This is a genomic window from Alteromonas sp. W364, assembly GCF_031846205.1.
Classification (GTDB): Bacteria; Pseudomonadota; Gammaproteobacteria; order Enterobacterales; family Alteromonadaceae; genus Glaciecola; species Glaciecola blandensis.
In genome coordinates this window covers 22,685-38,063 of record NZ_JAVRID010000014.1, presented here as the reverse complement: position 1 = coordinate 38,063, position 15,379 = coordinate 22,685, and the positions used below count along the sequence as shown (strand labels likewise).

Sequence of the window (15,379 nt, the reverse complement as noted above, 5' to 3'; positions counted from 1 at the left end):
ATCGAGTCAGTAAAGTGTTTAGTAGGATACTCATGGAAATACCGCACTCAGAAAGATTACACTATCGCCTGATGACGCTGGCAGATAAAGGCCTGATGCATGGAGTAAAAAGTGCAGTTCATCACGATCCACTAGGTGATATGTTACTTGAATATTATTCTGTGCAGATTGAAGATGAAGGTTAGGAACGATAAAGATAAAAGAAATAGAAATTAATCTGAACTAATCACACAGGGACCAGTCTGATTTTATGATTGTGTTGTTCTCCCCAAATATTGGCCCTGTCGTTTTGACGGGGCTTTTCTTTATCTGGGCTTTTATTAGATTGCGCTTCTCTTTGTCGGTCTTTTACTATGCGCTTTCTAGGCGTCTATACCGTGCAAGCGAACACTAAACGCCAGGTTCCTCTTCCGTGGCTGTAGGCTTTTCTAGTTCTAACCATTTGAACAAGACCTTTTCAAGTTCGGGAACGCCAAACCCCTTAAGTGATGAAAAGGCGTGAACCGTCACGTCGCCCATGAAGGCTAAAGACGCTTCTCTGACCATCAGCGTTTGCGCTTTTCGACGACCTGATTTTAACTTGTCAGCCTTGGTCAATAAAATAAGAACAGGCAAGTTCACCTCTACCGCCCAGTGAATTAACTCTTGGTCGAGGTCTTTCAATGGGTGACGAATATCCATCAATACGACTAAGCCTTTTAAGCATTCTCGCTTCTGAAGGTATTCCGCCAATGATTTTTGCCACTTTAACTTCATTTCTAAGGGGACTTTCGCATACCCATAACCCGGTAAATCAACTAAACGACGTTGCTCATCCAGTTCAAACATGTTGATCAGTTGTGTACGACCTGGCGTTTTACTTGTTCTGGCCAAGCTTTTTTGACGAGTGAGTCGATTCAACGCACTTGATTTACCTGCATTTGAACGTCCAGCAAAGGCCACTTCCATACCGTCAGTTGTGCTGAGGTGCTGAATACTAGGGGCACTAGTTAAAAATGAGGCTTTGGTAAAGTAAGACATGATTTCGCTTTTTGATAATGGGTAAAAGATAGAGTTAAGGTGTGCTAATAAACACACGCGCATTGTAACTAAAAACAAAGAGAAATGATGCACCTATCTTTAAATGTTTTTATAGCGTAGCGAGTAATAATACGCTTATGCCCAGGAGTTACGACCGGCTTTCTTTGCTCTAAAAAGCGCTTTGTCTGCCAAGTCGAATAGAGTTTCTGAGGTCATGTCTTGATTGGATGATAATGTGCCAATACCAAAGCTAGCAGTCAGTATCCTTTCTTTACCATCTTTTTCAAAGCTTAGTTGAAGCTGACTAATTGCCTCTTTATATCGATTATTTTCTGCTGAGCGGATTTCTTATTGCAATTTGGTAGCAACATCACGAACTCATCATCGCCAAACCTTGCAAAATAGCAATAGATACCTTATTGAAATGAAGTGACGGCCGATAAAAAGCGTAACGAATTGCCGTCGACAGCGTTAGTGTCACAAAATATTTGCGTAAAAACCTGAGCAATCATTGATTTAAATGCCTTAAAACGCTTGGAACAGTTTTTTTCAGCTAGTATTTGTGTACAATACGACGATCTCAATTATATTTGAGTTAACATTGCTAATCACACGCACAAAGAGATTATGTATGAAAAAACTAGGTTTGCTTGTTTGTTTAACTTTAGGATTATCCACCGCAGCATTCGCTCAAGGCGATGCAGAAGCGGGGAAAGCAAAATCCTTAACTTGTTCTGCCTGTCATGGTACTGACGGTAATAGCGCAATTGCTATGAATCCTAAAATTGCAGGACAGCATGAAGGTTATTTAGCAAAACAACTCACAGAATTTCGTTTAGCGTCGCGCACCGGCGGTAAAGAAGGTCGTAACAATGCTGTTATGAATGGCATGGCGGCAGGTTTATCGGATCAAGATATTGCTGACTTAGCAGCCTATTTTTCAAGCCAGGACTTAAAAGCAGGTACAACACCAGAAGACGTTATCGAAGCAGGTGAAAAACTGTATCGTGGTGGTGATGCTGAAAAAGGTTTAACAGCATGTATTGCTTGTCATGGTCCAGATGGTAAAGGAATGGGCTTAGCTGGTTTCCCAGTCATTAGTGGTCAGCATGCCGATTACACCGCGTCACAACTAAAAATGTTCAGAGACGGTAGTCGTGCTAACGATTTGAATGGAATGATGCGTGATATTGCTGCAAAATTGACCGATGAAGAGATTGATACTTTAGCTAAGTATCTGGGCGGCTTACACTAATTAAAAAAGTGGAAATAATATTTGTAAAAAAGTTGTAAATAATATTTTTTAGCGTATTATCTCCACATCTTCAATTAACAGCACAGCGCCCTAGGCACAGGCTGTTCGTTGATAAAAAGAATAAATGCTAAAAACAATAATAATAAAAGCACAATAATAATAAAGCGTCAGGAAGACCTAGAACAAAGTTCGTTACTATTTCGTGAACAACAATAAAAAGTGAAAAGTAACATTTAGAACAACAAAGCACATGATGTGCTGATACGGGAGAGGTGTCATTAGACACTCATTAAATTAAGGTGATAGCTTTGGCTATCACCTTTTTTCTTTCTAGACTCAGTATTCCCAAGGATAATAGAAATACTGAGCTTTGAAAGGACACACACTCAACTAGGATATAAAGTAAATTATCGCAACTAATCAACAATCTACACTTTAATAGACCGAGCAATTAGAAATAAATTCCCCACTTATAAAAAATTTTTCCAAATACTTTTATCAACCCACACTAGGGCTGAGTTATACTGCACCCAAATCGCGAGCAGTTTTCATGCTCAGCTGCACTAAGATAGACCAACAAAGAGAATCAAATGGCGAAGAAAAAATCCAGAAAAGTCGGACAAATTGGTATTCCAAAGTCCAGTATCCCAATCGTAAGGACGCCTTCGGATCGAGTGCGTAAGAAAAAAGGCAACAAGCCAGGGACACGCAACTCTGTGATTGAAACCAAGCAAGAAGCTGCAAGCAAAGAAAAGAAAGATAGTCGTATTGGTAGTAAAGAGCCTATTGACCTGTTACGTCATAAAAACCCGGGCATTGTTAAAACGACAGCGCCAAAAATAAAATATAAAACGCCGCAGCACGAATTAGATGCGATTGAAGCCGATGACAAACTACAAAGTCTCTTAGACAAGGCAGAAAATAAGGCCTTAACGAAGATGGAACAAAGCTACGTCGACACAAAATTAGCTCGACATAAAACACTTTGCGCGATGCTCGGCATTGATCTTGAAGACGAAAGTGAAGAAGAAACTGATCCACTTCAGGGTTTAGACGCAATTAGTATGGACGACTTCAAAGACTAAGTAGATTCATGATTGATATTATTTTAGGCGTGGTCGGCGCAGCAGTCATTGTTGTGCTTGGCCTGTATGCTGGTAAATTGCTGTTCTTATTGAAACGGCAGAATGAAAGACAAAAAGCGGCGCGTGACAAGCGCACAAAATCAATGGTGCAAAGTATTCAAACCATTGCGTTTGCGATGCAGCAACAGCAGTGTGATTATTCTGAGGGTGCAATTCGGGTTTGCCGCTTGCTAGAAAGCCTACCAATCGAAAATATTCCAGATTACTCTAAGGAATACCCAGCCATTCATAAGTTGTTTCATCAGGTGAATGTTTATCCTACGCACGAAGCAAGGAACGCTTTATCAAAACAAGAACGTCGTGCCCAAGATAAAGAGCGAGAGCAGTTTGAAAGTGAAGCCGAAAGCGGAATTCAAGAAGAGCTCGTTCGCCTCAGAGTATTTGACCCGAATAAAGCAGCCTAAAGATAGACAGGTCGCTTAATTCGCTTTTGCCTTAGCAGCTAAACAGCTAAGTTGCATCTTCACATGTTGAGAGGGGTGAGTAATTGCGGCATGGCAAGGGCATGACACTAAATGGTCATTGACCATGCCAACTGCTTGCATAAATGCGTAACAGATAGTGCTTCCTACAAAGCTAAATCCAGCGCTTTTCAGCGCCTTCGACATCGCATCTGATTGTTGACTTGTTGTGGGCACTTGCTTCCTGTCTTGCCACTTGTTCTGAACAATTTGAAACTGAGTAAATTGCCAAATGAATTGACTAAACGGCATCTCTTTCTCAATCTCTAAGAAGCCTTTGGCGTTTTTAATCACTGACTGGATTTTAAGTTTGTTACGTACAATTCCAGTGTTAAGCATTAAGCTATCAACATCATCCTGCGTAAAACGGCTTATAGTCTGCGGATTAAAATTTGCATAGGCCTGTTCATATGTGCGCTGCTTTTTCAGAATAGTTAACCAACTTAAGCCAGCCTGCTGACCGTCTAAACATAATTTAGCAAACAACTCTTGGCTATCTAGTACAGGCCTGCCCCAAGCATTATTATGGTATTCAACGTAAAGCGGATCTTCTGTTGTCCAAGCACAATTCACGCTGCTAGTGGAGACAGTATTGTTTAACGCATCCAATAATTTAGACATTTGACTTCCTTTTTACGCTTTTTTTAATGCTTATCGCCCATTTATCAAGGTACAGGGTTACCAATTACCTATGCTAGACGGTATACTATCGCACCTTTTTGGAAAGTTTTAATTATTTCAAAATTAGGCACTCGAGAGCAGGCAGCGCGCATTCACTTTTGGCGAAGCTCACTTACGAACTAACATACTGGGTAAAGAAGAACGTAGCAATTATGCAGAAATATGACAGCAAGACTTTTCAAGGTCTTATCCTTGCATTGCAAGATTACTGGGCATCACAAGGATGCGTTATTATTCAACCATTGGACATGGAAGTAGGCGCAGGCACATTCCACCCAATGACATTTCTTCGTTCATTAGGCCCAGAGCCAATTAGCAGTGCTTACGTTCAGCCTTGCCGACGTCCAACTGATGGTCGCTATGGTGAGAACCCAAATAGACTGCAACATTATTATCAGTTTCAGGTAATGCTAAAGCCCTCCCCTGACAACATTCAAGAGTTGTACTTAGGCTCTTTAGAAATGCTTGGCTTTGATCCGCTAGTGCATGATATCCGCTTTGTTGAAGATAACTGGGAATCACCCACATTAGGTGCATGGGGCTTAGGTTGGGAAGTGTGGCTAAACGGAATGGAAGTCACCCAGTTTACGTATTTCCAGCAAGTAGGTGGTTTAGAGTGCAAACCGGTTACCGGCGAAATCACTTACGGCCTAGAAAGGCTCGCGATGTATATCCAAGGCGTCGATAGCATTTATGACCTAGTGTGGACCGACGGACCGATGGGTAAAGTCACCTATGGTGATGTTTTCCTACAAAATGAAAAAGAACAATCAGCTTATAACTTTGAACATGCCGACGTAGACTTTTTATTTCAAACGTTCGATGAGTGCGAAAAAGCCAGTAACAAACTGATTGAAGCAGAACTACCATTGCCAGCTTATGAGCAAGTAATGAAGGCCTCACATGCCTTTAATTTGCTAGACGCACGACATGCTATTTCGGTTACCGAGCGTCAAAGATACATTCTTCGAGTCAGAACACTCGCAAAAGCCTGTGCGGAAATGTATTACGCTTCACGTGAAGCACTAGGTTTCCCCTTATGTCAAAATACCAAAGACAATAATACCAGCGCACAGAGCAAGGAGGCTTAATCATGACAACAAAACAAAACCTATTGATTGAATTAGGCACTGAAGAATTGCCACCGAAAGCGTTGAAGAACTTATCCGCTAGTTTTACACAAAATATCCAAGAAGAATTGAGCAAAGCGGGTTTTGAATTCGACAGCATTGAAGCTTTTGCCGCACCGCGCAGGCTGGCAGTCATTGTTAAGCAATGTGAAGGTCAGCAAGCTGATTCAGAAGTTGAAAAGCGTGGACCTGCTGTTTCTGCTGCATTTGATGCTGATGGTAATCCGACGAGAGCAGCACAAGGTTGGGCAAAAGGTAATGGTATTGACGTTGCTGATGCATCGCGCCTAAAAACAGACAAAGGCGAATGGCTACTGCATGTTGCTCAAGTTAAGGGCAAAGCGCTCGAAGCTGTATTACAAGATTTGCTGCAAAGTGTATTGAAGAAACTACCTATACCAAAGCCTATGCGTTGGGGCGATTCAAGCGCGGAGTTTATCCGCCCTGTTCACACCTTATGTGTCATGTTTGGCGACACCGTATTGCCGGTTCGTTTATTCGGTTTAGATGCAGCTAATGTACTTTCTGGTCACCGCTTCCACGGTGAACGTCGTTTTACTTTAGATCATGCTGATAACTATGCATCGGCTTTAAAGAAACAGTATGTCGTTGCTAATTATGACGAGCGTGTCAGCACTATCGAAAAAGGCTTATTAGCGAGAGCGAAAGAGTTAGGCCTAAGTCCAGACTACGATCAAAGTTTATTAGAAGAGATATCATCGCTAGTAGAATGGCCGGTGATCTTAGATGCGAAGTTTGGAGAAGAATTCTTAGACGTACCAAAAGAAGCACTTATATATACGATGAAGGATGATCAAAAGTATGTGCCTTTGCTTGATCACGACGGCCAGCTCTCATCAACCTTCTTATTTGTGTCGAATATCGAAAGCAAAGACCCTATTCAAGTTATCGAAGGAAACCAAAAGGTTATTCGTCCCCGTTTAGCCGATGCCAAGTTCTTCTTTGAAACAGACAAGAAAACCACACTCGCTAAAAAGGCAGAACGACTCTCTACCGTATTATTCCAAAAAGACTTAGGAACAGTTGCAGATAAAACAAATCGTCTAATCGCAATTAGCCAATCTATCGCCGCTAGTTTAGGTGTGAGCGATACTCATGTTTCTCGCGCAGCAGAGTTATCAAAAGCGGACTTGTTGTGTGAGATGGTCATGGAGTTTCCAAGTGTTCAAGGCATTATGGGTCACCACTACGCTATACATGATGGTGAGAGTGCTGAAACAGCCCTAGCAATTGAAGAGCAATACTTACCTCGCTTTGCTGGTGACAAGTTGCCAAGCTCAGAAGCAGGTTACATATTATCGCTAGCAGAGAAGCTTGATACCCTAGTGGGTATTTTTGGTATTGTAAAATTACCGAAAGGTGACAAGGACCCCTTTGCACTAAGACGCTCAGCTATTGGGATTTTGCGTATATTAGTAGAATACAAGTTGAATCTGAACCTAGTAGACCTAGTGAATGCGGTGGTCGTGATTTATGGCAACAAGTTGTCTAATAGAGACACAGCAGAACAAGTAAATACCTTCTTGCTTGATCGTTTTAAACCTTTTTATCAAGACCAAGGCATATCGGGTGATGTTGTGTCTGCGGTAATGACGCAGAAACCTGCTACCGCCGTTGATTTCAACTCTAGAGTGCACGCAGTGAATCAATTTAAAGCATTAGAAAGTGCATCAGATTTGGTTGCCGCGAATAAACGTGTGGGTAACATACTTAATAAAAATAATGTAGATATTAGCGCCCTTCCTGATATCAACACGAATTTATTTGAAGAGACAGCTGAAACAGCATTGTTCGAAGCATTAAAAGCCGCACAGAGCGATTCTGAGCGCTTAATTGCAAATCTTGATTATACTGAACTGCTTAGCGCGTTAAGTGTATTAAAAACACCATTAAACGCTTTTTTCGATGATGTCATGATTATGGCAGAAGACGAAAAAGTAAAAGCGAACAGAGTCGCATTAGTCGGTAAGGCTCGTCAGTTGTTTTTATCAGTTGCTGATGTGTCTTTGCTGTCAGTATAAGAAGAGGTAGGAGTTAAATGAAATTTCAAGCAAAAGCGCTGTTAGTATTGACATGCATAGCGGCACTTAGTGCATGCTCATCGCGCTCGGCAAGAGACTTGATCAGCTTCACGCCAGACAAGAATTATCAAGATATGTATCTGCGCGGTATCTTTAGCTGGTGGGAGGCTACCGAACAGTTTAAGTTGCAGCGCATTGACGATTACACCTACTCACTGACCATTGAACTGATCGCTGATGGTCAGCCCTACGACTTTAAAGTCGCTGATGGTAGTTGGACACCAGAATTCAATTGTGGCTTTGAATATGAACCAGAGCAAATTGAATTAAATGATGACGTAGAGCTAGTATGCGAAGAAACCAGTCAAAACATTCAGTTTGTGCCATCCGAAACCGGCTTTTTTGAATTTACGTTCGATATTTCCGATAACGATGGGCCAGAGTTGAGTGTTAGGCGCGTTGAGGTTTAGTCCGATTTCGTAAGTCTGAAAAGTGTTTAGCACTAGTACAAAAATTTGGATATAAAAAAGGCGCTAATTAGCGCCTTTTTTATTACTTATCAATAGCTTAGATTTTTGTGCAAAAACCAAATAGCAGTACGTTACCTGGTTTTTGCTCATTTGCCATTTTATGTTCTATACATCTAAGTTTTCAACATTCAATGCATTAGATTCGATAAAGTCACGACGGGGTTCAACATGGTCACCCATTAATGTCGTAAACAATTGATCTGCACTAATCGCATCTTCAATTTTCACTTGTAGCATACGTCTTGAGTCAGGATCCATTGTGGTCTCCCAAAGTTGCTCTGGGTTCATTTCGCCCAGACCTTTATAACGCTGTTTGTATTGGCCACGTTCAGCTTCTTTAACTAACCAAGCAAGTGCTTCTTCAAAGGTTTCAACCGCAAGTTCTTTCTCACCACGTTTGATATATGAACCCTCCTCCATCAAGCCATTGATTGTTTCATTCAATGTACGAATTTTTTGATACTCAGCACTTTCAACAAAGCTTTCACCTATTGTATAAGTGTAATCGATACCATGCATCTTCATTACAATTTCAAGCTCATTCAAGCCATTTTCAGTCGCGTTGATGTTGAAAGTAAAGCTTTGACCATCATCTTCTGATGTAGCCAATCGAGCAATTAATGCATCACCAACCGCCGACAATTTGGTTTTGTCAGCCAAGGTTTCCTTCGTCAATACATCAAGATAGATGAAGGTTTTTAGAATAGAAACCGGCATTCTGCGGTGCATTCTACTGATCATGACTTGGGTAGATTGATACAGCTTCACCATATTTTCTAAAGCAAGTTCTTTGATTGGTGGCGCTTCTGCGTTGATATGCAAACTCGCGCCATCAATTGCAATTGAAGTAATGAGATTGTTATATGCCTCATCATCTTTTAAGTATTGCTCTTGTTTACCCTTCTTGATTTTATAGAGAGGTGGCTGTGCAATATAAATGTGACCACGTTCGATCATCTCAGGCATTTGACGGAAGAAGAACGTTAATAGCAAGGTTCTGATGTGTGAACCATCGACGTCCGCATCGGTCATTATAATGATGCTGTGGTAACGAAGTTTTTCTGGGTCGTATTCATCTCGACCGATACCGCAGCCTAAGGCGGTGATCAGTGTTGCCACTTCTTGAGATGAAAGCATTTTATCAAATCGCGCTTTCTCTACGTTTAGAATCTTACCTTTCAAAGGAAGAATAGCTTGGTTCTTACGGTTTCTGCCTTGCTTAGCAGAACCGCCCGCAGAATCACCCTCCACTATATAGAGTTCAGATAACGCGGGATCTTTCTCTTGGCAATCAGCAAGCTTACCTGGAAGCCCAGCTAAATCTAAAGCCCCTTTACGACGTGTCATTTCACGTGCTTTTCGCGCAGCTTCACGTGCTCGGGCAGCATCAATGATTTTATTTACGATTATTTTAGCTTCATTTGGGTTTTCAGCTAAGTAGTCTGTCAGGTGTTCACCCATAGCACTTTCTACTGCAGACTTCACTTCACTTGAAACTAACTTATCTTTTGTTTGTGATGAAAACTTAGGGTCAGGTACTTTAACTGAAATAACCGCAGTTAAACCTTCACGTGCATCATCACCACTTGCGTTGGTTTTGTGCTTTTTAGCAAGGCCCTCTTTTTCCATGTAGTTATTCAAGGTTCTTGTTAATGCACCGCGGAAACCAGCTAAGTGCGTTCCGCCATCTCTTTGAGGAATGTTGTTGGTAAAACAAAAAATATTTTCTTGGAATCCATCGTTCCATTGCATTGCCACTTCGACTGAGATTCCATCTTCACGCTCCAGGTCAAAATAGAATGCCTTCTGGTGTACAACGCTTTTATTCGTGTTGAGGTATTCTACGAATGCTCTAATGCCACCTTCATAATGGAAGTGGTCTCTTCTGCCGTCACGCTCATCTTCCAGTATGATAGAAACACCTGAGTTCAAGAAAGATAGTTCACGAACACGCTTTGCCAATATGTCATAGTGGAATTCAACGTCACTGAACGTTTCCTCGCTTGGCCAGAAGCGAATAGTTGTTCCTGTTTGAGTCGTATCGCCAGTTTCAGACAGCGGTGCAACGGGAACACCCATGTCGTATTCCTGTTCGTGAACACGACCTTGTCTTCTGATATTGATAGTTAACTTTTTAGATAATGCGTTTACAACCGAAACACCAACGCCGTGTAAGCCACCTGACACTTTATAAGAATTGTCATCGAACTTACCGCCAGCATGAAGCACTGTCATAATAACTTCAGCAGCTGATACACCCTCTTCTTCGTGAATTTCAGTAGGAATACCACGGCCATCATCACTTACGGATACAGAGCCATCAGAATGAATTTTGATTACGATGTCTTTACAGTGTCCAGCCAATGCCTCATCAATTGAATTATCAACAACCTCAAACACCATGTGATGCAAACCAGTACCGTCATCGGTATCACCGATGTACATACCTGGACGTTTTCGAACGGCATCGAGTCCTTTTAGGACTTTAATACTGGAAGAATCGTAATTCTGTTCTGACATTTGTTACTCCTCGTTCACTTGGTCATGTTCCACGTGAAACACTTTTTTATCATTATATTTATTTGTGAATTTGAATTGCGAAGACTCAATAGCTGTTACAAAAACTTGCGTGTTTGTTTCAAGAATCAAATCTAAAAAATAGGCTCTCGTTTTTTCATCTAACTCAGCTGCAATATCATCCACTAAATAGATAGTGGATTTATTTACCAACGACGAGAACAACTTCATTTGTGCAATTTGCAATATCGACACTAATATTCTTAGCTGGCCTCTACTTAAGTTTTCAGCTGCACTATATCCATTTACTGAAAATTTGATATCGCCTTTGTGAGGTCCAACTGTTGTGTATCCATATTGCAAATCACGAGAGTATTTTTGCCTGAGAGAATCAGCAAGAGAACTCCCTTTTTCCCAACCGCTATTATACCTTACTTCTATCTTGAACTCAGGCATAAATTGACTATAAAGTGCAACTACTTCTGCATTTATAGCCTCCAAATAGCTTTCTCTTGCGATTGTAAGTCTATTTCCGTAGTTACACAGTGCTTCTGTCCAATAATCCATCTGCTGGGCATCTATGGCGATCCCATTGTTAGCATGCTTTCTTAGCATTGCGTTTCGATGAGAGAGCGTTTTTGTATATGCTGAACTTAAGTCGGAGAAACCATGTTCCACGTGAAACAGTGCCCAATCAACAAATCTGCGTCTTAACAAAGGTGAGCCAATTATCAGATCGCTACTTTGAGGCGTAAATATTTGCATTGGAATCTTTCGAACGATATCAGAAAGTTTCTTTGTTCTTTGTCCATTGAGACTAAACTCAAAGCCGCCGCTTTTGTGTCTAGTACAACCGATTTTGTTTTCTATACCTTCGTCGTCAACCAACCGACTAAATACAGTGGCACCACTCATACCTTGTTTAACAACTGAATTTTGTCGACTAGTTCTAAATGAACGTCCAAACCCTAGGAGGTGAATTGCTTCTAATAGAGAAGATTTGCCGGCACCATTAGCACCATGAATGATATTGAGAGATTGACAGGGAGTGAATGCAACTTGACCGAAATTTCTAAATTGATCAAGTTGCAAAAAGGATAGATGCATAAAAGGTCGATTGCGGCCTTAGTATCTTTTTAACTACAGACGCATTGGCATGATAACGTACAAAGCTGACTCATCGCCCTCGGCATGAATTAATGCACTGGCATTTGAATCAGACAAATTAAAGATTACATTTTCTGAATTCAACACATTCATTACGTCAATTAGATAAGCAACGTTGAAGCCGATTTCCAACTCCTCACCTTCGTAATTGACATCGACCACTTCTTCAGCCTGTTCTTGCTCAGGGTTGTTCGCCGTAATTTTTAGCTCACTTGACGCTAGATTTAAACGAACACCTTTGAACTTCTCGTTTGACAAGATCATTGCGCGAGAGAAAGCTGCTTTTAATAAATCTCTAGAAGACCAAACGGCTTTATCAGAATCTTTTGGTAAGACTCTTCTGTAGTCTGGGAAACGACCATCAACCAATTTACTCGTAAAGATAAACGCGCTTGAGAAAATACGAATATGGTTACTACCAATTTGCACTTTTACTAAGGTATCGTTGTCTTCAATCAAGCGAATGATTTCTAGTACGCCCTTGCGAGGAATGATGACTTGGCGAGCTGGCAACGATGCTGCTTCATAAGTTAATGTCGACAGAGCTAGACGATGTCCGTCTGTTGCCACCGTTCTCACTAAGTGCTCTTCAGTTTCTAAACTCATACCGTTCAGATAATAACGTACATCTTGCTGCGCCATCGAGAAATGCACACGTTCAATCAAGTTTTTCAGATCAGACTGCTGAACTTCAAATTCAACTTCACCTTCCCAATCTTCTAGGTTTGGATAATCGCTAGCAGACAAGGTTGATAATGTGTATTTACCACGACCTGATTTTATTATCGCTTTATTTTCTTCCACTTCGAAAATGATATTACTTTCGTCGTTCAAGCCGCGAATAATATCAACCAATTTTTTAGCCGGAACTGTAATTTCACCGTCAGTAAAAGAACCCGATAATTTCACACTAGAAATTAGCTCGACCTCTAAATCCGTACCCGTCAGCCAAAGTGTCCCCTCACTTACTTTTATGAGGACGTTAGATAGAATTGGCAAAGTATGACGACGTTCTACTGCGCCAGAAACTAATTGAAGTGGCTGTAAAAAGCCTTCCCGGCTAATGGTAAATTTCATTTTGTCTTCTCGTTAATATTATTATGAAGAAAGTGTACGAATTAAGTTTTTATAGTCTTCTTTTATATCATGACTTTCATTACGCAACTGATCAACTTTTCTTACAGCATGGATCACGGTTGTGTGGTCTCGCCCGCCAAACGCGTTTCCGATTTCAGGTAAGCTGTGGTTAGTTAACTCTTTTGCTAACGCCATTGCAACCTGCCTCGGTCTTGCCACACTTCTGCTACGTCTTTTAGATAATATATCAGCTACTTTTATTTTGTAATAATCAGCGACTGTTTTTTGTATGTTCTCAATAGTAACTAACTTGTCCTGTAAGGCAAGTAAATCACGCAAAGCATCTCGAACAAAATCGATAGTAATTGGTCTGCCAGAAAAATTCGCGTTGGCAATCACCCTATTTAACGCTCCTTCCAATTCACGAACATTAGACCGCAGTCTTTTAGCCATGAAGAATGCAACTTCGTTTGGCAGGTGAATATTAAACTCTAGCGCTTTTCGCATTAATATTGCCACACGTGTTTCTAGCTCGGGCGGTTCGATAACCACTGTCAGTCCCCAACCGAATCTAGACTTAAGCCTGTCTTCAACACCATCTATCTCTTTTGGATAGCGATCTGATGTTAGGATAATCTGTTGATTACCTTCTAACAACGCATTAAATGTGTGGAAAAATTCTTCTTGCGAACGGTCTTTGTTAGCAAAAAACTGAATATCATCTATTAGCAACGCATCGACTGAACGATAAAAGCGCTTAAATTCTTCTATCGCATTGTTTTGTAGCGCTTTTACCATATCTTGAACAAATCGTTCTGAATGCATGTATACAATCTTTGCATCTGGTTTATTGGCTAAAATGCCATTACCCACAGCTTGAGTTAAATGCGTTTTACCAAGGCCCGTTCCACCGTAAAGAAAGAGCGGGTTATAAGACTTTCCAGGATTATTTGCTACTTGAATTGCTGCAGCCCGAGCGTACTGATTCGATTTACCCTCAACAAAGTTGTCGAATGTATAGTCTGGATTTACATTACTTTTATGATCACTCTGCAATGGAATGGGCGCCTTCCCTGATTCTATTCCATTGGAATAATTTGACCCACCCTGATATTGCTCTTGTTGCAAATTGTGATTCACACCAGTGTGTATTTGACCCTGGGGATAATTCTGTTGTGGCTCATTCTGTTGCACGCTTCGCTGTTGGCCATTAGCCTGATGTGCGCCGGATTGCTCAGCCGCAGATTGTCCACTATTACTAGCACCTTGACCAACATTCTGATTCTGCTCGCTATTGTGTTTCGCTAAAAATGGATTTGGCGTTGAAGCTGATGAACTACCATTCTGCTGGTTTGGCTCTGACTGGTTATTCACATTAGCTTGTGAATTTTGCACGCTATTATTTGTTTGATTCGGTGCGCTATTTCCAGTTCTGTTATTCATCGAGCCGTTCTGCCCTGAATGAGCGCCAAACCCACCGCTTACTTGCCCAGGTGCTTTTACTGTAATTACAAGGTTTGGGGCATCTTGACCATAAAGCGTTCGGAGGCTTTCAGTAATCATGCCGTGATACTTGTCACGGACCCAATCTAGAACGAAATGGTTTGTTGCATATAAATGAAGGGATTCACCGGTAAACTCTGAAGCTAGTGGTTTCAACCACATATTGAACTGCTCTGATGGAAGTTCTTCCTTTAGCAGCTCCAAACAATGTTCCCAGTTAATACTCAACTTTCATTTCCTCGATGTGCAATGTCTGAATTCAACCCTTTCAAAAAAGGGCCGTAAGAATATGGGATTTCGAGGTATTTATCCACAGATAATTGCGATTTCTTCTAGTCTATTTCAATATAACCACACTAATATTATTAAATCATTGTTATATATAGTTTTTAACTGGGGATAAACTCCTGTATTTACTCATTTTATCGCCTATTAACTTAGATAAAACGCATATTTCATGCCAAAACCTGAAGCAAAATGCAATATTTTAATGAAGAAATGTGGATAAATATGGTGAATGATGTAATTTTATACACATCTGGTATGAACACTAAATAAAATAACGTTTTTAACGCGATAAACGTTGACAATACAGATAATGATCTCTATTATTCCGCGTCCATTTCAGAGCAAGGTTTCAGTAAAGTTGAAACTCATGCTTCAACGTTAATTTGAAACAAGTAGAGATTAGGTCATGAAAAGAACTTTTCAACCAAGTAATTTAAAGCGTAAACGCTCTCACGGATTTCGTGCTCGCATGGCCACTAAAAACGGTCGTAAAGTACTAGCTAACCGCAGAGCAAAAGGAAGAGCTAAGCTTTCTGCTTAATGTGTGAGCAATCAACATTAAA

The 15,379-nt window shown here is 40.9% G+C and carries 15 protein-coding genes; 8 read left to right on the top strand and 7 right to left on the bottom strand.

The window, feature by feature from the left end; all coding sequences use genetic code 11:
* Positions 1-32 precede the first annotated feature (32 nt).
* Complete coding sequence (locus tag RM556_RS16935; RefSeq protein ID WP_311375176.1) at positions 33-185, top strand: hypothetical protein; 153 nt, start codon at positions 33-35, stop codon at positions 183-185.
* 205 nt (positions 186-390) lie between these two features.
* Here the strand turns inward: RM556_RS16935 and yihA are convergent, their stop codons facing one another.
* Together yihA and RM556_RS17365 are read right to left on the bottom strand one after the other, a co-directional pair.
* Complete coding sequence (yihA, locus tag RM556_RS16930; RefSeq protein ID WP_311363028.1) at positions 391-1,020, bottom strand: ribosome biogenesis GTP-binding protein YihA/YsxC; 630 nt, start codon at positions 1,018-1,020, stop codon at positions 391-393.
* A gap of 135 nt (positions 1,021-1,155) precedes the next feature.
* A complete protein-coding gene (locus RM556_RS17365; RefSeq protein WP_409220105.1) occupies positions 1,156-1,365 on the bottom strand; it encodes a diguanylate cyclase domain-containing protein in 210 nt (69 codons plus the stop codon).
* A 286-nt stretch (positions 1,366-1,651) separates the two neighbouring features.
* Between RM556_RS17365 and RM556_RS16925 the strand changes: the two genes are divergently transcribed.
* The 3 genes from RM556_RS16925 (at position 1,652) to RM556_RS16915 (ending at position 3,824) form a co-directional block, all read left to right on the top strand.
* Entirely contained in the window at positions 1,652-2,275 is a 624-nt protein-coding gene (locus RM556_RS16925; protein ID WP_311363029.1) for a c-type cytochrome, read from the top strand.
* 590 nt (positions 2,276-2,865) lie between these two features.
* Complete coding sequence (gene yihI / locus RM556_RS16920) at positions 2,866-3,360, top strand: Der GTPase-activating protein YihI (RefSeq protein WP_311363030.1); 495 nt, start codon at positions 2,866-2,868, stop codon at positions 3,358-3,360.
* Positions 3,361-3,368: 8 nt separating this feature from the next.
* The gene (locus tag RM556_RS16915; protein WP_311363031.1) at positions 3,369-3,824 is read left to right on the top strand and encodes a DUF2489 domain-containing protein; all 456 of its coding nucleotides are present in this window, start codon (positions 3,369-3,371) and stop codon (positions 3,822-3,824) included.
* Between the two features lie 15 nt (positions 3,825-3,839).
* Here RM556_RS16915 and RM556_RS16910 read toward each other — a convergent pair whose 3' ends face one another.
* Positions 3,840-4,502 carry a DNA-3-methyladenine glycosylase I gene (locus RM556_RS16910; protein ID WP_311375175.1) on the bottom strand — a complete coding sequence of 221 codons (663 nt, stop codon included), beginning with the start codon at positions 4,500-4,502 and terminating at the stop codon, positions 3,840-3,842.
* A 212-nt stretch (positions 4,503-4,714) separates the two neighbouring features.
* On the opposite strand from RM556_RS16910, the gene glyQ reads away from it, so the two are divergent.
* The 3 genes from glyQ to RM556_RS16895 are packed head-to-tail and all read left to right on the top strand — an operon-like array spanning position 4,715 to position 8,204.
* The gene (gene glyQ / locus RM556_RS16905) at positions 4,715-5,653 is read left to right on the top strand and encodes a glycine--tRNA ligase subunit alpha (protein ID WP_311363033.1); all 939 of its coding nucleotides are present in this window, start codon (positions 4,715-4,717) and stop codon (positions 5,651-5,653) included.
* A gap of 2 nt (positions 5,654-5,655) precedes the next feature.
* The gene (gene glyS / locus RM556_RS16900) at positions 5,656-7,734 is read left to right on the top strand and encodes a glycine--tRNA ligase subunit beta (RefSeq protein ID WP_311375174.1); all 2,079 of its coding nucleotides are present in this window, start codon (positions 5,656-5,658) and stop codon (positions 7,732-7,734) included.
* Positions 7,735-7,751: 17 nt separating this feature from the next.
* A complete protein-coding gene (locus RM556_RS16895) occupies positions 7,752-8,204 on the top strand; it encodes a hypothetical protein (protein WP_311363035.1) in 453 nt (150 codons plus the stop codon).
* Between the two features lie 165 nt (positions 8,205-8,369).
* Here the strand turns inward: RM556_RS16895 and gyrB are convergent, their stop codons facing one another.
* The 4 genes from gyrB to dnaA are packed head-to-tail and all read right to left on the bottom strand — an operon-like array spanning position 8,370 to position 14,756.
* On the bottom strand, positions 8,370-10,784 hold the full coding sequence (gyrB, locus tag RM556_RS16890; RefSeq protein WP_311375173.1) for a DNA topoisomerase (ATP-hydrolyzing) subunit B: 2,415 nt from the start codon (positions 10,782-10,784) through the stop codon (positions 8,370-8,372).
* 3 nt (positions 10,785-10,787) lie between these two features.
* Positions 10,788-11,888, bottom strand: a complete 1,101-nt coding sequence (recF, locus tag RM556_RS16885) for a DNA replication/repair protein RecF (RefSeq protein ID WP_311375172.1) — start codon at positions 11,886-11,888, stop codon at positions 10,788-10,790.
* A 33-nt stretch (positions 11,889-11,921) separates the two neighbouring features.
* Positions 11,922-13,025, bottom strand: a complete 1,104-nt coding sequence (gene dnaN, locus RM556_RS16880) for a DNA polymerase III subunit beta (RefSeq protein ID WP_311363038.1) — start codon at positions 13,023-13,025, stop codon at positions 11,922-11,924.
* A 21-nt stretch (positions 13,026-13,046) separates the two neighbouring features.
* Positions 13,047-14,756 carry a chromosomal replication initiator protein DnaA gene (gene dnaA / locus RM556_RS16875; protein WP_311375171.1) on the bottom strand — a complete coding sequence of 570 codons (1,710 nt, stop codon included), beginning with the start codon at positions 14,754-14,756 and terminating at the stop codon, positions 13,047-13,049.
* 466 nt (positions 14,757-15,222) lie between these two features.
* Between dnaA and rpmH the strand changes: the two genes are divergently transcribed.
* A complete protein-coding gene (rpmH, locus tag RM556_RS16870; protein WP_014110684.1) occupies positions 15,223-15,357 on the top strand; it encodes a 50S ribosomal protein L34 in 135 nt (44 codons plus the stop codon).
* The last annotated feature ends 22 nt before the right edge of the window (positions 15,358-15,379 follow it).

Excerpts from the sequence above, each read along its gene's own strand:
- RM556_RS16935 (WP_311375176.1), top strand. The coding sequence starts at position 33 with ATGGAAATACCGCACTCAGAAAGATTACACTATCGCCTGATGACGCTG.
- dnaN (WP_311363038.1), bottom strand. The coding sequence starts at position 13,025 with ATGAAATTTACCATTAGCCGGGAAGGCTTTTTACAGCCACTTCAATTA.
- RM556_RS16925 (WP_311363029.1), top strand. The coding sequence starts at position 1,652 with ATGAAAAAACTAGGTTTGCTTGTTTGTTTAACTTTAGGATTATCCACC.
- rpmH (WP_014110684.1), top strand. The coding sequence starts at position 15,223 with ATGAAAAGAACTTTTCAACCAAGTAATTTAAAGCGTAAACGCTCTCAC.
- gyrB (WP_311375173.1), bottom strand. The coding sequence starts at position 10,784 with ATGTCAGAACAGAATTACGATTCTTCCAGTATTAAAGTCCTAAAAGGA.
- RM556_RS16910 (WP_311375175.1), bottom strand. The coding sequence starts at position 4,502 with ATGTCTAAATTATTGGATGCGTTAAACAATACTGTCTCCACTAGCAGC.
- recF (WP_311375172.1), bottom strand. The coding sequence starts at position 11,888 with ATGCATCTATCCTTTTTGCAACTTGATCAATTTAGAAATTTCGGTCAA.
- yihI (WP_311363030.1), top strand. The coding sequence starts at position 2,866 with ATGGCGAAGAAAAAATCCAGAAAAGTCGGACAAATTGGTATTCCAAAG.
- RM556_RS16915 (WP_311363031.1), top strand. The coding sequence starts at position 3,369 with ATGATTGATATTATTTTAGGCGTGGTCGGCGCAGCAGTCATTGTTGTG.
- RM556_RS16895 (WP_311363035.1), top strand. The coding sequence starts at position 7,752 with ATGAAATTTCAAGCAAAAGCGCTGTTAGTATTGACATGCATAGCGGCA.
- yihA (WP_311363028.1), bottom strand. The coding sequence starts at position 1,020 with ATGTCTTACTTTACCAAAGCCTCATTTTTAACTAGTGCCCCTAGTATT.
- glyS (WP_311375174.1), top strand. The coding sequence starts at position 5,656 with ATGACAACAAAACAAAACCTATTGATTGAATTAGGCACTGAAGAATTG.
- glyQ (WP_311363033.1), top strand. The coding sequence starts at position 4,715 with ATGCAGAAATATGACAGCAAGACTTTTCAAGGTCTTATCCTTGCATTG.